Below are 17,676 nucleotides of genomic sequence, written 5' to 3'. Positions count from 1 at the left end.
ATAAGGAATCATTATGCGTTATAACCCTCTTGGCAGTAGTGGTATCAATGTATCACGCGTGTGCTTAGGCAGTATGACGTGGGGCGTGCAAAATAACCAAGCTGATGCAGATGAGCAAATAGCTTATGCCCTAGATCAAGGTGTTAATTTTATTGATACCGCAGAAATGTATGCCATTCCACCCACCCCTGATACTTACGGAAAGACAGAGCAAATTATAGGAAACTGGCTAGCACGTAATCCAAGTAAACGAGATGACATTGTACTTGCAACCAAAATTGCGGGTAATGGTCTATCTTGGGTGCGTGATGGCGGTGATATTACTCGCCAAGCAGTGATAAACGCCGTAGATGAGTCATTAACACGCCTACAAACCGACGTCATCGATTTATACCAATTGCATTGGCCAAATCGCCAATCGCCGCACTTTAGTAAGCAGTGGCCTGGCATGATCCGCTTTAGTGATGCCGACACGCAGCAGCATACCGCTGGTATGCTAGACATTCTGGAAGGGTTAAATGATTGTGTTAAGGCCGGTAAAATTAAACATTGTGGCCTATCTGACGACACGCCCTGGGGTATAAGCCAATTTCTACGTTTAAGTGAGCAACATAATTTACCGCGTATGGTGTCGATTCAAAATGAATTTAGTTTATTACACGCGAAAGATTGGCCTTATTTAATTGAGCAATGTATTCATGAAGATATTGCCTATCTTCCTTGGTCGCCACTTGCAGGCGGTATGTTAACGGGTAAATACTTAAATGGCGCTCGCCCGCAAGGCAGTCGCTGGACCTTAGTACAACGTAATGGTTTATTCCGTGATACAGCGCAATCCCAACAAGCAATTAGTCACTATGTGGAAATTGCCCAGCAATACCAACTAACTCCAGCACAGTTGGCACTCGCATGGTGCAATCAAGTTGATGGCGTTACCTCATCGATTATAGGTGCAACCAGTTTAGCGCAATTAAAAGAAGACATAGACGCGTTTAATATCGAATTAAGTGAGCAAGCACTCACTGATATTGATGCAATATTTAGACAATATCCAATGCCGTTCTAAACAAAAAAGCCCAGCTATTGGTTATTATAGCTGGGCTTTAATACATAACACTTAACTAAAAATTAGAATCGATAGCCCGCTTGCACGGCGATACTGCGACCAGGCTCTACCCAAGTGGCATACATACCGGCAGGAGAAAATGACATATCAGTACTGTATGTGGTGGTGTATTTGTCGGTTAAATTTTTACCCAATAAGGCCAACGACCAACCATTATTATGGTCAATCAAACCTATTCGCATATTAACTTTACCGTAGCCACTTTGCTCTGTGTATGGATTTAAGTCATAGTTGGTGTAATAGCTAGACTTAAATACACTTTCGAGATTGAAGGCAAACTCCAGATCGGCCCCAACAGCTTTGCTATAATCTAGGTTCACACTACCAGACCACTTCGGCGCATAAGCCCCGGTTTGACCCGATAAGTCACACGTAACCCCGCTGCTTTCAACATTACTTGGTTGATACATTGCGCTGTTAAAGCATTTTGCACCTGTAAATTCATCCCAGCTAAAGTCAAGGTAAGCCACATTGCCTGATAACTGCCAATTATCACTTAGCAGCCAACGGCCATCAATCTCAACCCCACGGCTTGACGATTGTGCGCCGTTTTCAACGTAAAACCCAGCAACGCCATCAAAAGTGGAAGTTTGTAAATCTTCAAACTGCATATTAAACACAGCAATATTCAAATCAGCTGCGCCATCAGCTAGAGTTAATTTAGTGCCTATTTCATACGCAGTTACCTTTTCAGGCTCAAACTCCCAATCTTTCGCAAGGTTTGCCCGCGCATCAAAGCCACCCGCTTTTGAGCCAGTCGAGATTGATGCATACACCATGGCATCTTCAAACTGACGGGTAATATTAAGGGATGGGTTAAACTCATTTTCACTGCGCTCACCTGCAACCTGATGCTGCTCAAGCCCTAATTGTGAACTGAGTAACTGTAAATAAATCGGCGTTGGCAACATCGCAGGGAATCCCATACCTTGCAAAGTTGCTGGTACATTAACCACAGTCATATTATTGATCGGCGTACCTGAACTTAATTCAACCATGCTTAAACTACGTGATGCTTGCTTTTCTTCTTGTGAATAACGCAGCCCTAATGATGCTTGCCATTTGGGCGCAAAGGCGTAATCAAATTTGGCAAAAATGGCCTTTGTATCAGTATCCGATTGATAGTCTCTTGGCCCTAAAGCATTGAGTGGGTAAATTCGATATTGCTCAGAAAAATCAAGTTCGGTGGTTTGATAATAAAGCCCAGCAATATAATTGAATGGACCATCAAAATATGAACTTAAGCGCAATTCCTGACTAAACTGATTAAAGCTTTCATCGCTGGCTTGACGGTAAGTCAGCGGCGCGGGACCATGATCGCCATCGTTGCTTTGCAGCATAGTGTAATCTTGTAACCCCGTTACTGAGCTGAGTACCTGATCCCCTAAATCCCATTCAACATTGAGCGTCCAATAATCAGCGCTAAAGTCACCGCTCTCATCTTCACCAAGGGCAGCTAAGCCTTTATTCAATTTATCATTAACAACATACTGACTTATATCGCCGTATACACTTGGCAAAGGCGCGCCATATAAAGCAGGTTCAGCGAGGGGTTGGCTGGGCGTTATACCTTGATTTTCTTCTTCGTCATGTTGATATTTAAGCGACACACTAATGTCATCAGTCGGTTGCCAAGCAAGCGTTAAACGTGCAAAAACACCATCACGGCCAACTTCATCACGTGCCACTAAGGTATTATAAAAATAGCCATCTTGTTCGATGACTTTAACCGCAGCACGAGCTTGCAGATTATCAGTTAAACTGCCGCTGATCGCACCATCAAAGGTACTACCATTGTCAATTTCATAATTTAAGTTAGCATAACCGCTGAGCTCTTCGGTAGGTGCGGCGGTGGTAATATTGAGCGCACCCGCGGTGGTATTTTTGCCAAATAAAGTAGATTGTGGCCCGCGTAAAACCTCAAACCGCTCTAAATCAACAAAAGCACTGCGCATTTGATAAGCACGGCCGCGATACACGCCATCCACGTAAGTCCCTACGGTTTGTTCAAACCCTTGATTTGGCCCTGATCCCAGCCCACGCATGGTAATATTATAGCCCTGCCCTGATTGGCTAATATTAAAGTTAGCAATGCGTGATGATAACTCCTCGCTATCACTAATGTTTTTATCTTGTAACTCACTACCAGAGATTGCAGTAATCGATAAAGGCACTTCTTTTACACTTTGCGTGCGTTTTTGTGCGGTAACCATAATAACTTCAAGGCCGTTAGCACCAGATGACTCATTTTGCGCAGCGCTTGCCGCACTTGAGGCCATCAGTAAACCAAGGGTGATCGCGTTCATTTTTATTATTGTGTGCATAAATGATCCTTAGTAAATGCGCTGACAAGTCAGCGATAATAGCTATGTTAAAACCACTGCCACAATACCGTTAAGCACAGTAATAAGCCCAGAATTAACAAGGTGATAAAAACTAATCGTAAGAACAGTGCTGGGTTTATTTTGTGATGAAAATAGTTACCAACCACAGCGCCAACTAACACGCAAGGTGCAAGTAGCAGTAAGTCATGCCATTGATTATTGAATTGCCCTGAATATAAAAACCAAACACTCAGTAAGCTATTTAAAATCAACCAAATTGTCAGTAGCGTCGCGCGGAACTGACTTTTGTCTAAGCCACTGCGAGCTAGCGAATAAACAAGTAACGGCCCACCTGAAGCAAACAACCCGTGAGTGATCCCCGCTACACTGATCACCCCTGTTTGTGCATGTTTCGCCATCACTGGGCTGCTACTATTGAGCACCGCACGCGCTGCAAACCAGACGATTAAAAGAGCGAACAAAAATTTAGTCAGTAATGCTGGCAGTAAAGGGGTGAGAGCAAGCCCGATTAAAGTACCGATAAACATTGGTGGTAATATTTGCTTAGCCAATAAACCCACTTGGATGTGAGAGCGCAGCTTATAAACCATTACTGAGGTCATTAATAAATTTAATGGCACCAATAAAATCATTGCTTGCTGCACATCCATAAACAAAGCTGCGATGGTTAAGGCAATGACAATACTGCCAAACCCCGTCATTGCTTCTACGGCAAAAGCAAAAATAATTGCCAGTCCTAATCCAATTAACGCCATTAGTTGACCTCTAATTCACTAGCAAACTTACGGCTCATTAAGTGCATAAATAAACGAGGCATTAACCGATACAGTAAACTCGAAACATGCGTAAAACGATCTGGAAACAAACGCTCTTTATCAACACTAATTGCGGCACATATTTGTTGCGCCATCCAATGACTACTGCGCATTTTACCAACCATAGAACGCGCATGCTTGGTTTTTCCGCCTTCGCCATTAAGTGCATTGTTATCGATGGGAGTATCTAAAAAGCTGGGATACACCATCAATACCGAAACCCCTGAACGTTTTATCTCGGCTCTAAACGTTTCAAAATATTGATGCAATGCCGACTTTGCAGCGCAGTAACCTGCCCTTGCCATAACAGGCATCCAACCCGCCATCGAGCTTATATTAACGACTTTCCCAGCAGCAACTTCTAACAGCGGCAGCAACCCATGGGTTAAGCGCACCGGTGCAAAATAATCTACCGCCATAATTTTTTCGATCACAGCTGGACGAGTAACCTTAGCTAATGAACGATGGGTAATTCCGGCATTATTTATTAATAAATCAATGCGCTGGTATTGCAGCTTAAGTAATTCACATAGCTCATCTACACCTTTCCCATCAGCCAAATCACAGCCATAACAAGCAGCATTTACTAGCTCTAAGCTCTGCTGTTGTAGATATTCCAAATCGATATCCACTAAAATCAACTGATAACGCCCTGCCAGCTGTTTCGCTAAATCTAATCCAAGCCCTGATGCCGCACCTGTAATAAGTGCAATAGGTGCTGCTGAAGATCTAAAACTAGAATCATTCATCAACTGATAACTCCTGATTATGATTAAGGTAATAGCGAAAAACTTGTTCGCTGGTTTTTTGCGGTTGATAACTGAATTGTTGTTTTAGTGCTTGATTACATAGCACTGGACGATACCGTAAGAAGTCAAGTTGCTCTGGGCCATATTGACTCAAGCCCGTTATTTTACCCACCCATAATGCGCTTTTAAGCAGCCAAGCGGGTAATTCAAGTAATGGTTTATTTAAGGCCGCAGCAATTTCTTGTAACGTCATTGCGCCATCGCCCGCCAAGTTATAGGAGCCTGTTATGTTGTGCTCTACACCTTGCAAAATAATGGCTAATACATCTTCATCCCAAATAAATACAAAAGGAGACGCGCAACCTCGAATCGCTAACACGCGCGGCTTTTTAAACAACGCTGTAATTTGATTTGCGGTAGTTTTGCCAAGCACCGTACCAGGGCGTAAAATCAACTGCCCTAAACTTGGATATAAGCTACGGTAGCTTGCTAATAACTCTTCAATTAATCGCTTATGGTGGCTATAAGCAAACTCTTTGTTCCCCCGTAAAGCATGCTGCTCTGTTAGCCACGCGGGGTTATCGGCATGATAACCATAAGCTGCGCCGGAGCTTGTGACAGTGATATGCTTAACACCGGCTAAAACGCAGGCATTAAGTACATTTTTCGTGCCATTGACATCAATATCAAAGTCTCGTTGTGGGTTTTTAGATGGTTGCAAAATACTCGCTAAATGCACAACATGGGTGATTTTATGCCCACGCATTAAATCCGCCAATTTAGCACTGCGAATATCCATTTGTGTATAACTATCATCAGCTTGTTGCGCGGCAACAATATCAATCCCAAACACTTGATGGTGTGCTTTTAATGCAGTAACTAAACGTTTTCCGATATAACCTTGGCTACCTGTTATTAAGATTTTATGAGCCACACTGGACCTCTTTATTTTTATTGTCAGAGCAGCTGACTAGTCGGCGCAGATCTTGACGCTGCCAATAAAAACACAGCGCCATACCTGACACTAAATGCCAACATCCCCATGCAGCAGCAATAATTGCCATCCCCGTTAAGCTGTCAAAAAACGTAAAAATAATGCCTAAGCCAAGACCTGAATTTTGCAGTCCAACTTCTAAAGTAATTGCCCGAGTATCCGCATCATTGAGTTGCATTAATTTCGCACTGGTAAATCCAACGCCCAGCGCCATTGCATTATGTAATACCACCGCAAGCAGGAATACACTGGCACCAGCAACAAACGCTGCCCAATTGGAAAACAACGCAATCAATACAAATAAGAACAAGGTCACTAACGAGATAATTCTGAACAAACCATCGCAACGCGCAGCCATGGCAGGCCAATATTTACCACAGAGCAAGCCAAGGGCTAACGGCAGCGCCAACACTAACCCCACCAACATAAAGATGCTGCTTGCAGGTACATTAATTGAAGTTAATAGTTGCGCAGTATCAGGGTTTAAACTGGCATAGAGCATAAAATTAAATGGCGTCATCAAGGTTGCGAGTAAACTCGCCACCCCAGTCATGCTAACCGACATCGCCGTATTACCTTTTGCTAGGTAGGTGACAATATTTGAAAAACTACCACCAGGGCAACTGCTTACCAAAATCAGTCCAAGCGCCACCTCAGCTGGCATCGGAATAATTAAGGTGAGTGACCAAGTCAACAAAGGCAGTAACATAAATTGCGCAACTAAGCCTGTTAAAGGACCTTTAGGTTGTTTTAAAACACGTTTGAAATCAGCAAGCTTTAAATTTAGTGCAATACCAAACATCATCATTGCTAAAATTAAATTCAGCGCTAACAGGCTATTTTGTGACATCATTTACCCCAATTGCAGTTCACGCATTTCATTGTTAATGGCAGCTAAATAGTCGGCTTTGTGAACATAATAAGCCATCCGCTCTAACTCTAAGTAATTCATACCACCATTGATCCGTAACTGCGCTTTACGTTTTACTTTATCTGCAAACTTAGTTGCTTTAGCTGGATCATCTATTTGTGTGCGGATCACTTTAGCAACCAACTGGGCTTGATCGTCTCGACCTTGCCAACCCAGCCCGGTGGCTTCCACCATCCCCATCACAAACAAGTTATTGTGCTTAGGGTTAAAAACATTGAGATACAAACGTGGCGCATCGCCTTGCCAATTCAAATGAGCTTGATCTAAAAACGGATAATGTAATTTATAACCCGTTGCTGCCAAAATTAGGTCATATTCAGCCTCATTATCATCACTAAAGCGCGCACCTTGTGGAGTTAGCTCTGCAATTGTTGGCCGCACTTTAATATCACCATGGCCAATATGATGAAGAAATAACGAATTAACTACGGGGTGTGATTCATACATTTTATAATCTGGATCTGGTAAACCATAAGCACTTGGCTTGCCCGAAATTAATCTTACTAAGGTACCATCAACAATTTGCTTTAACTTATTTGGCAGACGAATTTTACCGCCAAGTGTATCGGTAGGGCGACCTGCAACAAACTTTGGTAAGAAATAATAACCACGGCGCACCACCATATCGACAGATTTAGCGCGGTGTACTGCATCAACAGCAATATCGCAAGCGCTATTACCACACCCTATGATCAACACTCGTTTATTTGCAAAAATATCGGCGCTACGGTATTCGCTTGAATGTATGTATATGCCATCAAAGCGACCTTTGAAATTACCATGATTAGGGTGGTGCAAAGTGCCATTCGCCAGCAATACACCACTGGCAAGCAATTCATGGCGCTTGCCTTTTTGATGATAGGTAATGCGCCAGAGCTGACCTTCTGGCTCACAGCTATCAACCCAACTGTCAAATTGATAATATTGATAAAGATTAAAATGCTTTACGTAACTACGAAAATAGTCACGCATCTGGTCATGCCGTGGATAAGTTGCAATATCATCGGCCATTGGAAAATCAGCAAATTCAGTCATGCGCTTAGAAGAAATTAAATGAGCTGACTCATACATAGTACTGGTTGGACTATTAATATCCCACAAACCGCCTACATCACTGTGTGCTTCCAGTCCAATTACAGGAATATCTAGCTCAGCCAAGCGCCTTACAGTACACAACCCCATCGGGCCTGCCCCTATTACTACATATGGATGCATATCAATACCTGTTAATTATTATTTTTGTAACATTTAGATTAACTACTTTTAAATAACTTGTAATAGCGAGGATAGGACAAAAACTAGTTAAAACGAGACAACTCTTGGCTGTTATGGTATAAAAAGAGGGTTATTAATAATAAATTACACACTATGAAAACCGACAGTGTCACTCCTGGCTTTAGTAAAGCCATTTTACAAGTTTTACCTAACCTTGGCGTAAGTATTGCTCCTGAACTCGTTGCCCAAATAAACCAGTTTAGTAGTGAAAGTCGCTTACCTATGGCGCTGCAGGATGGACTTTGGCAAGCATTAACGCAACTAAATGACCCTGAACTTGGACTAAAAATTGGTCTTGGTTTAAAACCCGATAGCTACGATATGCTTGGTTTTTTATTATTTAGTTGCCCGACTCTAGGTGCCGCAGTTGATAGTCTTATCGCTTATTCGGCGTTAATTGGTGAAGGCGGAAAATTCAGAAAGTCTCATTCTGAACAAGGTTGGCGAGTCACTTTTGATGCTTATTTTAATCAGCTCATCCCTATTCGCATTGAAGCTGTTTTAGCGTGCGTAGCCAGTGGTGCAAAATGGATTTCGGGCGCGCCGATAAAACCAAAGGTAGTGTCATTTTGTCATCCTCAGCAAGGTAATTTAAACACCTATCAAGCTGTTTTTGGGAATGCCGAATTACGGTTTTCACAATCAAGCAATTATCTTATTTACCACCATGATGACTGGCAATTACAACAGCGTAGCGTTAACCAAGCTGTTCAACAACAAATGCAGTCACTGGCTGAGCAGCAACTTAAGCAACTGCAACCACAATCTATTGTCGATAAGGTCAGTGTTTTATTAACAAAACAGCCTACCCTCACCCGTCAACAGACCAGCAATTTACTTGCAATGAGTGAGCGTCACCTCAACCGTAAATTAGCAGAGCATGGCATAAGCTATAAAAATATATCGGATAAAATTCGCAAAAACCTTGCTGAAAAGCTCATTTTACAAGGCAATGTTAATCAAGCAAATCTTGCAACTTACTTTGGTTATGCTGATGAAAGTGCCTTTGCTAAAGCGTTTAAACGCTGGACTGGCATGGGCTTTAAACAATATAAAGAAAACATCAAATAACCACTATTAAATAACTAGTTACTTTAGTAGCATGGTAATCAAATAGTTGTACATTTTAATAGCGTATCAATATGCATGAAAGTAACACTCTGCTGGTTAAATGGGTCTTTATCTGCACATTTCTTTTACTCAGTGCTAGCGCCACAGCAAATAACAATGTTGAAGAGATCACATGGTTGCAAAGTGATACAGCGCCGTTTCATTTAAACAAAACTAGCAAAGCACCTAATGGTGGGTTATGCGACTATTTAATTGAACAACTTATAGAACAATTACCCAATATAAAACACACCCGTTTATTAGTACCACAAAAGCGTATCGGCAAGTATTTAGATGAAGGAAAAATGGCTTGCTTTCCGTGTATGATCCGCCGCCCAAAAAGTACAAAACGAGCAACTTATTCCATACCGACTACGGTTTATCCGCCATTCAATATTATTACAACACCTGAAAATGCTAAAGCCATCAGCTCACAGCATGGTGCGCCTGTACAGCTCATTAACTTACTTACTGACAGCAACTTTATTTTTGGACAAACCGCGGCAAGAAAATTTACCGCTGAAATAAATGAAATAGCTCGTAACACCAAAAGCTTCGATCATGCCTCTTTAAGCTGGAGTAGTGAAAACGAAAGTAGTGCCGTAATAGCAAGGCTGAATCATGGCTATATTGATTATACTATCGACTATCCATTTCTAGCCGACTATTATAATCGCTTTAGCGAATTGAGTAATGTAGTCGCGTTGCCAATAGCCAATCAAAGCAACTTAGTTTTAGGGGCTATTGGCTGCTCTACACACGCACCAAATAATTTTGCTAACAATGCCCTGCGCCAAATTAACCAGGTATTACAGCAAAACATTTTACCATCAGCTCAGTATCAAGCATCGCAACGGCAATGGCTTGAAGCAACGTTTCCGGACTTTATCATGCAGTATCAAAAACAAGTATTAAACGTTAATCCGCAAGCCACTTCTGCTCCAGCAGTAGTTGAGAATCCAGATAAAGCTGAGCATTAAACTCACTGCCTTTTTTGACTTCACCAACCCCTGCAGGCGTGCCAGTCATAATAATATCGCCATCTTGTAAGCTCATAAATTGACTAATTTCAGCTAGAATATCTTCAGCCTTGTGGATCATTAACTCACAATCCCCTTGTTGCTGGATACGGCCATCGATCGTCAACTGAAAACTAAATGGCTGCTGCGCGTCTGTAATAGCCACAAACTCACTAAATAATGCCGAGCCATCAAACGCCTTAGCACGCTCCCAAGGTAAGCCTTTGGCTTTTAATTGTGTTTGTACTGCTCTTTTTGTTAAATCTAACCCTAAGCCCACAGCACTAAGCTGATTATTTTTAACGATAAAACACAGTTCAGTCTCAAAGTGTAAAGTGTCTTGATTATGCTGACTATTTAGCTGTTCACTGATAGCACTGTTTGGTTTTGTAAATAACAACATTTCACTGGGGGTTTCATTGCCCAACTCAGCAATGTGCGCCGCATAATTACGGCCAATACAAATAATTTTATTCGGTGTAACCAACTGCCCTGCAACTTTAACAGTATTCATTGCAAACCTTCCTCCTACGTATGTGTTGTTGCTAATAATGGTAATAAGTTAAAAGTTTTAACAAGCATTATCATACATTTATTCCTATATTTGACACTAAAAATGGTGACAAACAACAACTTAGCAAATAATTATGATTAAATATTTCCTATAATAACATAAACATACCGATTAGCCGCAGGTACATAAACTAATAACTATTGACGATTGTTTTACTTTCTACTAACTTAATGTAAGCGGTTACATAAATAAAATCGGGTTCGGCGGTTTTTTTTCTAACTGAATGTAAGCGCTTACATTAGACGACAAACATAACAATAAAACCAAATCTGGAGATTTGCATGAACCACACACATTTCAAGAAAAAGCAGCTTGCTATTAGTCTATCCATGGCTATGGGCTTAAGCGTGCTAATTCCTCATACCGCTGCCGCCGAAGAAGAGTCCGCTGCAAAAACAGATATGGAAGTTATTCAAGTTTCCGGTATTCGCGGCAGCTTAGTGAAGTCTATGGATATCAAACGCCAATCCGCTGGCGTTGTGGATGCCATTACTTCTGAAGATATTGGTAAATTCCCAGATACTAACCTTGCTGAGTCGCTGCAACGGATCACAGGTGTATCAATCGACCGTAGTAACGGTGAAGGCAGTAAAATCACCGTGCGTGGTTTTGGCCCTGAATTTAACTTAGTAACATTGAATGGCCGCCAAATGCCAACATCTGGTGGCCGTTCTTTCGACTTTGCAAACATTGCCACCGAGAGTGTTAGCGGTGTTGAGGTCTATAAAACAGCCCGCGCAGACATTCCAAGTGGTGGTATTGGTGCAACGGTTAATATCAGTACCGCAAAACCTTTATCGAACCCAGGTTTACATGCTTCGGTAGGTGCAAAGGCCGTACACGACACCTCAAATGTAAATGGTAAAGACATTACTCCAGAGTATTCAGGTATTTACAGCAACACATTTAATGACGACAAATTCGGTATTTTAATTTCAGGCTCAGTGCAAGAACGTGATAACCGCGAACAATCAATGGCGGTTGATAACTGGATCCCAAATGTTGATATTTCAGCATCACCGGGTTTATCAGTGACTGATAACAACCAACGTGCAGACGGCACCACCTGGTATCCGCAAAATGCCGGTTATGCATTTTCAGATAACACCCGTAAACGTACCAATGGTCAATTAGTGCTGCAATATGCTCCATCTGAAAAACTAACAGCTACGCTTGATTACACCTATTCAAAACTTGAGTTTGAAAAAGATGGCCGTAGTTTTGGTGTATGGTTTAACAACGGTGGTAACGTAAATTCAGCTAACATCAATGAAAATGGTACGTACACACAAGTAAGCGAATTTGGTGGCGACTACTCTACCAACTTAAACCGTGGTGCAACAACCAACGAGAATAAATCACTGGGTTTAAACCTTGATTGGCAAGTGACTGATAACTTCAACATTGAATTTGACGCTCATAATTCATCAGCAGAAAGCGCCGGTGTAGGTCTTGGTCATGATGCGTTTATGATCATCGGTAACACCTCATGTGATTGGTGCGAAAACCCAACCGTTAATATCGATGAAAAAATGGCTGATTTTAGCCAAGGCGAAATCCCGCTGATCGGTATGACCTTAACTAATGGCCAAGCAGAATTACTACCAAGCGATATGGGTAGTTTGTTTGCCGGTGTTAATAAAGACTCAAACACCAATGACATTGATCAATACCAGCTTAAAAGCACTTGGTATAACGAAAACAGTGGCGCCCTATCAAGTATCAACTTTGGTGTATCACACACAAAGATTGATTTTCGAACTACACAAGCTTATTCAGAGCAGCTAGCTGCAGGTTGGTGGTTAAATTCGGCTGATTGGTATGATGACAGCTTGTTTACTCGTGTTGATACCTCAGGCTTTTTAGATGGCTTCTCTGGCGGTGGTAACGACAAACTACTTAACTACTATTACGATGCCGATTTTGATGAAATTGTGGCAATCGCAGAAAGCATTGATTGTGATCACCCTGATGGCGGCATTGGTGCCTGTAGCTGGCCAGCCGAGTTAAATGGCAAGGTGCAAGCAGGCCCTATCGACAACGACCAACGTGTTAGCGAGAAAACGCTATCATTCTACACGCAAGCAAACTTTGAAACCGAATTTAACAACATGTACGTCACCATGGCGGTTGGCTTACGTTATGAAAAAACTGACGTTAGCTCTGATAGCCTTGAGAGACCAGCTACTAGCATGATATGGGTCAATGGTAACGAATGGTCATATGACTTTGGCGATCAAACCTTCTCAGCTGGCGAGGGTAGCACCAGCGAATTCTTACCAAACTTAGATATTAATGTAGAAGTTGCGCAAGATGTTATGGCGCGTTTCTCTTATAGCCGTACATTGGCACGCCCTCCAGTAGGTTCACTACGTTCCACCACCTCATTTTTAGGTAACCCTAAGGTGGGTCAACGTAAAGTAGCTGTAGGTAACCCAAACCTAAAACCATTTGTATCTGATAATATTGATTTATCACTTGAATATTACTACGGCGAAGGCAGCTATGTGTCAGCGGGTTATTACCGTAAGCAAGTGGAAAACTTTATTGTTAATCTTACTACACAAGAAACCATGGGCGATATTCGCGACCCATTTGTCGGTGATCGCGCCAATCAAGCACGTGAAGACTTAGCAGCCGAAGGGGTTACACCTTCAGATCAAGCGATTCACGACAAGATCAATGAAAACCAAGGTACGGAACAAGGTACCGGCATCACAGGCACAGCTACTGATCCACTCGCTATCTTTGACGTGTCTCGTGATAACAATGTTGAGACAGGTAATTTATGGGGCTGGGAGCTTGCTGCACAGCACATGTTTGGTGACACTGGATTTGGTGTCGTAGCAAACGCTACTTTCGTATTTGGTGATGTAGAAGCAGACCGTGATGCAATTGGTTACCAATTTGCACTACCAGGGTTAAGTGACTCAGCTAATTTCTCAGCAATTTATGATTTAAACGGTTTATCAGCGCGCCTATCGTATAACTGGCGTGATGAGTTCTTAAATGGCTTTGATCAACATTCATCGCCTATCTTTACTGAATCTTATGGTCAGTGGGATATTAACGTGAACTACGCAGTAAACGAGCAGCTAACTGTGTTTGTTGAAGGCTTAAACTTAACAGACGAAACGCAACGTACTTATGTTCGTTATTCTGAACAGTTATTACGTGCTAATCAGTACGGTGCCCGTTACAACATCGGTTTCCGCTACGCTTTCTAACATTTTGTTGTCAAAAAGCCGCTGCAAAGCGGCTTTTTTTTGCTACGATATTTATACCCTCCCTATTACAAGGGTATATGACTTAATTTGGTAATTATTAATGGCGACATCCGCGATAAATCATATCATTATAATTGGCGGCGGCAGCGCAGGCTGGCTCAGCGCAGGGCTTATTGCTGCTCAAGGACACCTGACTCACAACGCTAAAGTTACCCTTATTGAATCGCCCGAAGTGGCCACTTTAGGTGTGGGTGAAGGCACATGGCCAACCATGCGTAAAACCTTAAAAACCATTGGTATAAGTGAAACACAATTCATTCGTGAATGTGATGCATCGTTTAAACAAGGTTCTCGTTTTGATGGCTGGTGCGATGATAAAAGCAATGACGACAGTAACGACTACTACTATCACCCCTTTAGTTTACCTGTTGCCTATCAAAGCCTAAATATAGCACCTTATTGGTTTGCCCAACAGCAAGCAGTTAGCTTTAGCCATGCCGTTGCAAGCCAAAGCTATTTTTGCGATCACCACAAAGCGCCAAAAACACATTTACACAGCGACTACCAAGCACAGGCAAACTACGGCTATCATTTAGATGCAGGAAAGTTTGCGCAACTATTAATGCGTCACTGCGTTGATAAGCTCAATGTCAATCATTTACTCAGTCATGTTGATGAAGTTATCAACGATGAAGAGGGTTATATAAATGGGGTAAAAACCCGTGATCACGGCCTGATCACTGGCGACTTATTTATTGATTGCTCAGGCCACCATGGTCGCTTAATTGATAAGCACTATCAGGTACCACTCGAATCACAACAACATATTCTGTTTAATAACCGCGCAGTAGCTGTGCAAGTCCCCTATGCGAACAGTAAACAAGAGATCCTTTCATACACTAAAGCAACAGCCCAAGATAGCGGCTGGATTTGGGATATCGGCTTACAAACTCGCCGTGGTGTTGGTATGGTTTACTCGAGTGAATATGAAACTAATCAAGGCGCAAAAGATAAGCTACTGAGTTATTTAAAAACCACACAAAGTGAGCTTGATGTAAGCCAGTTAACCATCCGCGAATTGAGCTTTCAACCAGGCTATCGAACACAGTTTTGGCATAAAAACTGTATCGCAATTGGTATGTCAGCAGGCTTTATCGAACCACTGGAAGCCTCAGCTTTGGTGATGGTGGAACTGGGCTTAAACACGCTACTGGCAAACTTTCCAACTCACCGCAATGCCATGCCTCAGCTCAGTAAACGCTTTGATCAACAATGCCACTATCGTTGGCAGCGTATCATTGAGTTTTTAAAACTGCACTATGTGTTATCAAAGCGTAGTAGCGACTATTGGCAAGCACATAGAGATACCAGCACAATACCGCAAACCCTGCTTGATAACCTTGCGCTATGGCAATATCAAAGTCCTTGGCTCAATGATTTTGACCGTGCCCAAGAAGTGTTTTCAGCGGCGAGTTATCAGTTTATTTTATACGGTATGAAGCACTTACCGGCATTTCCTAAAATGAACATGCCCGCGAGTATCATTGAGCATTTTACCAATAATCAGCAAGCTGCAAAGCAAGGGTTAGCCAACTTACCCACTAACCGCCAGTTACTGGAACATATTCAAAAGTTTGGTTTACAGCCTATTTAACTTAACAGGTTTAAGTTAACCAATTGAATTAACTTTATTTAAAATCAGGAGGCCACATGGCCAACCATGTTTTACTTGATAATATTAGTCATAAAGAATTAAAAGTGATCACCGAACGTGGCGCAAAATGGGGCGATAACATCAGCTGCACAGCTATTTACCCGAGTGAATTCACTAAAGTACAAGCTAATCAACCCATTGTATTTCGTAAGCACCCACAGTCAGGGCAGTTTGAAGCATTAGCCTTATTTGGCTTTGAAAATGGCGAAAACCTACTACTCGATACACAAGGCAATTTAGCACTGAATTATTTACCACTGAGTATGCAACGCCAACCTTTTTTAATCGGCCAGCAAACGCAGTACAACCAAGGCATACCTGAGCAATCATTAGTGGTGCATGTAGATTTAGACAGCCCACGTATTAATACAACAGAAGGGGAAGCTGTGTTTTTAGAACACGGCGGCAATAGCGACTACTTAAGCCATATTGCTCAAGTATTGAATACCCTACATCTTGAAAACCAAGCCCTTCCGGCTTTTTTTTCACAACTCCTTGAGCTTGATTTACTCGAAGCATTTGCAATTGAATACCAGCAAAAAAATGCTGATAAAGTCACTGTCGGCGGTTTTTATACTATCAATCAACAAAGCTTAAATACCCTTACTAGCGAGCAACTGCAAACCTTACAGCACAGTGGTTATTTGCAGGCTATTTATATGGCAATTGCATCGCTTGAGCAGATCCCTACCTTACTTAATAAAAAATGGGCGCAGCAGTAATGCCAAGCGCAGCTCAACAAATAAAGCAGCAAGTCAGGCAATACCATATTGATGACATCGACGACTTGCCGAGCTTTTTAGCCGAGCAAACAATCCCTATTGTGATCAAAGACGTATGCACGCACTGGCCTATGGTTGAGCAAGCCAAACAAAGCGATCAACAGGCGCTGAGTTATTTAAAAAGCCTTGCGAGCGACTCACCGGTGCGGGCATTTTCAGCCCCTGCTAAAGAGCAAGGTCGATACTTTTATAATGCTGATATGAGCGGCTTTAACTTTAGCCAATATGCCAGCAATTTAGTTGCATTACTTGGCCAATTAGAACAAGCGAAGACGATAGCCGAACCAGACTCTTATTATATGGGCTCAACGGCGTGTGATTATTGTGCGCCGCAGTTTAATGTTAGTAACCCGTTAGTGGTCACGTCGCATCACTGTTTAAAGAGCTTATGGGTAGGTAATCACAGCCAAATTGCCGCCCATTATGATAATGCCGACAACCTTGCCTGTGTGGCAGCCGGCAGCCGTGAATTCATATTATTCCCGCCAGAGCAAGTAGATAACTTATATATTGGCCCGCTGGAATTTACCCCAGCAGGACAAGCCGTCAGCTTAGTGGACTTTACCGCCCCTGACTTGGACCGTTTTCCCCGCTTTGAACAGGCGCTACACAGCGCGCTGAGCGCAAAGTTATCACCAGGGGATGGCATATTCATTCCTGCACTTTGGTGGCATCAGGTGAGCGCACCAGGGGTATTTAACGTGCTGGTTAACTATTGGTGGCGCCAAGCAGCTGACCACTTAGCCAATCCATTTGATGCGCTACTGCATAGCATGCTGGCGATTAAAGATTTGCCCGCTAGCCATAAAGCTCACTGGCAGACCTTCTTTAATCATTATGTATTTAATGATGATGTTAAGCTTGGTGAACACACACCTGATGATGTAAAAGGCATTCTTGGGGAAGTGGATGAACTGACTGCACGAAAAATTCGCCAGTTATTACTACAAAAATTAAATCGTTAATACTAGAACTGAGATGAGTCTTAAGCCTGCGATTACAACGAGTTCGGCGA

14 protein-coding genes are annotated in these 17,676 nt (G+C 42.3%); 7 read left to right on the top strand and 7 right to left on the bottom strand.

Annotation, left to right across the window (positions count from 1 at the left end):
• Positions 1-13 precede the first annotated feature (13 nt).
• Entirely contained in the window at positions 14-1,066 is a 1,053-nt protein-coding gene (locus tag A7968_RS14390) for an aldo/keto reductase (protein ID WP_064667268.1), read from the top strand.
• A 62-nt stretch (positions 1,067-1,128) separates the two neighbouring features.
• Here A7968_RS14390 and A7968_RS14385 read toward each other — a convergent pair whose 3' ends face one another.
• Genes A7968_RS14385 through A7968_RS14360 form a run of 6 tightly spaced genes read right to left on the bottom strand, consistent with a single transcriptional unit; the run spans position 1,129 to position 8,175 of the window.
• Entirely contained in the window at positions 1,129-3,450 is a 2,322-nt protein-coding gene (locus A7968_RS14385; protein WP_064667267.1) for a TonB-dependent receptor, read from the bottom strand.
• Positions 3,451-3,497: 47 nt separating this feature from the next.
• The gene (locus A7968_RS14380) at positions 3,498-4,226 is read right to left on the bottom strand and encodes a sulfite exporter TauE/SafE family protein (protein ID WP_064667266.1); all 729 of its coding nucleotides are present in this window, start codon (positions 4,224-4,226) and stop codon (positions 3,498-3,500) included.
• Positions 4,226-5,035 carry an SDR family NAD(P)-dependent oxidoreductase gene (locus A7968_RS14375; protein ID WP_064667265.1) on the bottom strand — a complete coding sequence of 270 codons (810 nt, stop codon included), beginning with the start codon at positions 5,033-5,035 and terminating at the stop codon, positions 4,226-4,228. The genes A7968_RS14380 and A7968_RS14375 overlap by 1 nt, the downstream gene beginning before the upstream one ends.
• Positions 5,028-5,969: an SDR family oxidoreductase gene (locus A7968_RS14370; protein ID WP_064667264.1), complete on the bottom strand. Its 942-nt coding sequence runs from the start codon at positions 5,967-5,969 to the stop codon at positions 5,028-5,030. Before A7968_RS14370 ends, A7968_RS14375 begins: the two co-directional genes overlap by 8 nt.
• Complete coding sequence (locus tag A7968_RS14365; RefSeq protein WP_227008853.1) at positions 5,959-6,882, bottom strand: bile acid:sodium symporter family protein; 924 nt, start codon at positions 6,880-6,882, stop codon at positions 5,959-5,961. The genes A7968_RS14370 and A7968_RS14365 overlap by 11 nt, the downstream gene beginning before the upstream one ends.
• Positions 6,883-8,175: a flavin-containing monooxygenase gene (locus tag A7968_RS14360; RefSeq protein WP_064667262.1), complete on the bottom strand. Its 1,293-nt coding sequence runs from the start codon at positions 8,173-8,175 to the stop codon at positions 6,883-6,885.
• Positions 8,176-8,328: 153 nt separating this feature from the next.
• Here A7968_RS14360 and A7968_RS14355 point away from each other — a divergent pair, with 153 nt between their 5' ends.
• Both A7968_RS14355 and A7968_RS14350 read left to right on the top strand, forming a co-directional pair.
• Positions 8,329-9,306, top strand: a complete 978-nt coding sequence (locus A7968_RS14355; RefSeq protein ID WP_064667261.1) for an AraC family transcriptional regulator — start codon at positions 8,329-8,331, stop codon at positions 9,304-9,306.
• Positions 9,307-9,377: 71 nt separating this feature from the next.
• Positions 9,378-10,325, top strand: coding sequence for a hypothetical protein (locus A7968_RS14350; RefSeq protein ID WP_064667260.1), 948 nt, complete (start codon positions 9,378-9,380; stop codon positions 10,323-10,325).
• On the opposite strand, the gene A7968_RS14345 is transcribed toward A7968_RS14350, so the two are convergent.
• On the bottom strand, positions 10,264-10,878 hold the full coding sequence (locus A7968_RS14345; RefSeq protein WP_064667259.1) for a fumarylacetoacetate hydrolase family protein: 615 nt from the start codon (positions 10,876-10,878) through the stop codon (positions 10,264-10,266). The two genes, A7968_RS14350 and A7968_RS14345, sit on opposite strands and share 62 nt — an antisense overlap.
• Positions 10,879-11,219: 341 nt before the next feature.
• Here A7968_RS14345 and A7968_RS14340 point away from each other — a divergent pair, with 341 nt between their 5' ends.
• From A7968_RS14340 to A7968_RS14325, 4 genes are all read left to right on the top strand, one after another.
• Positions 11,220-14,165, top strand: coding sequence for a TonB-dependent receptor (locus tag A7968_RS14340; RefSeq protein WP_064667258.1), 2,946 nt, complete (start codon positions 11,220-11,222; stop codon positions 14,163-14,165).
• Positions 14,166-14,265: 100 nt separating this feature from the next.
• Positions 14,266-15,819 (top strand): tryptophan halogenase family protein, encoded by a 1,554-nt coding sequence (locus A7968_RS14335; protein ID WP_064667257.1) that lies wholly within the window; start codon positions 14,266-14,268, stop codon positions 15,817-15,819.
• Positions 15,820-15,875: 56 nt separating this feature from the next.
• Complete coding sequence (locus tag A7968_RS14330; RefSeq protein ID WP_064667256.1) at positions 15,876-16,601, top strand: SapC family protein; 726 nt, start codon at positions 15,876-15,878, stop codon at positions 16,599-16,601.
• Positions 16,601-17,626: a cupin-like domain-containing protein gene (locus A7968_RS14325; protein ID WP_064667308.1), complete on the top strand. Its 1,026-nt coding sequence runs from the start codon at positions 16,601-16,603 to the stop codon at positions 17,624-17,626. The genes A7968_RS14330 and A7968_RS14325 overlap by 1 nt, the downstream gene beginning before the upstream one ends.
• Positions 17,627-17,676: the final 50 nt, after the last annotated feature.

The sequence above is a fragment of the Pseudoalteromonas prydzensis genome (assembly GCF_001661495.1).
In the GTDB taxonomy this organism is placed as follows: Bacteria; Pseudomonadota; Gammaproteobacteria; order Enterobacterales; family Alteromonadaceae; genus Pseudoalteromonas; species Pseudoalteromonas prydzensis.
The sequence above is the reverse complement of the archived record's forward strand: the minus strand, read 5'-3'. Positions and strand labels throughout refer to the sequence as shown.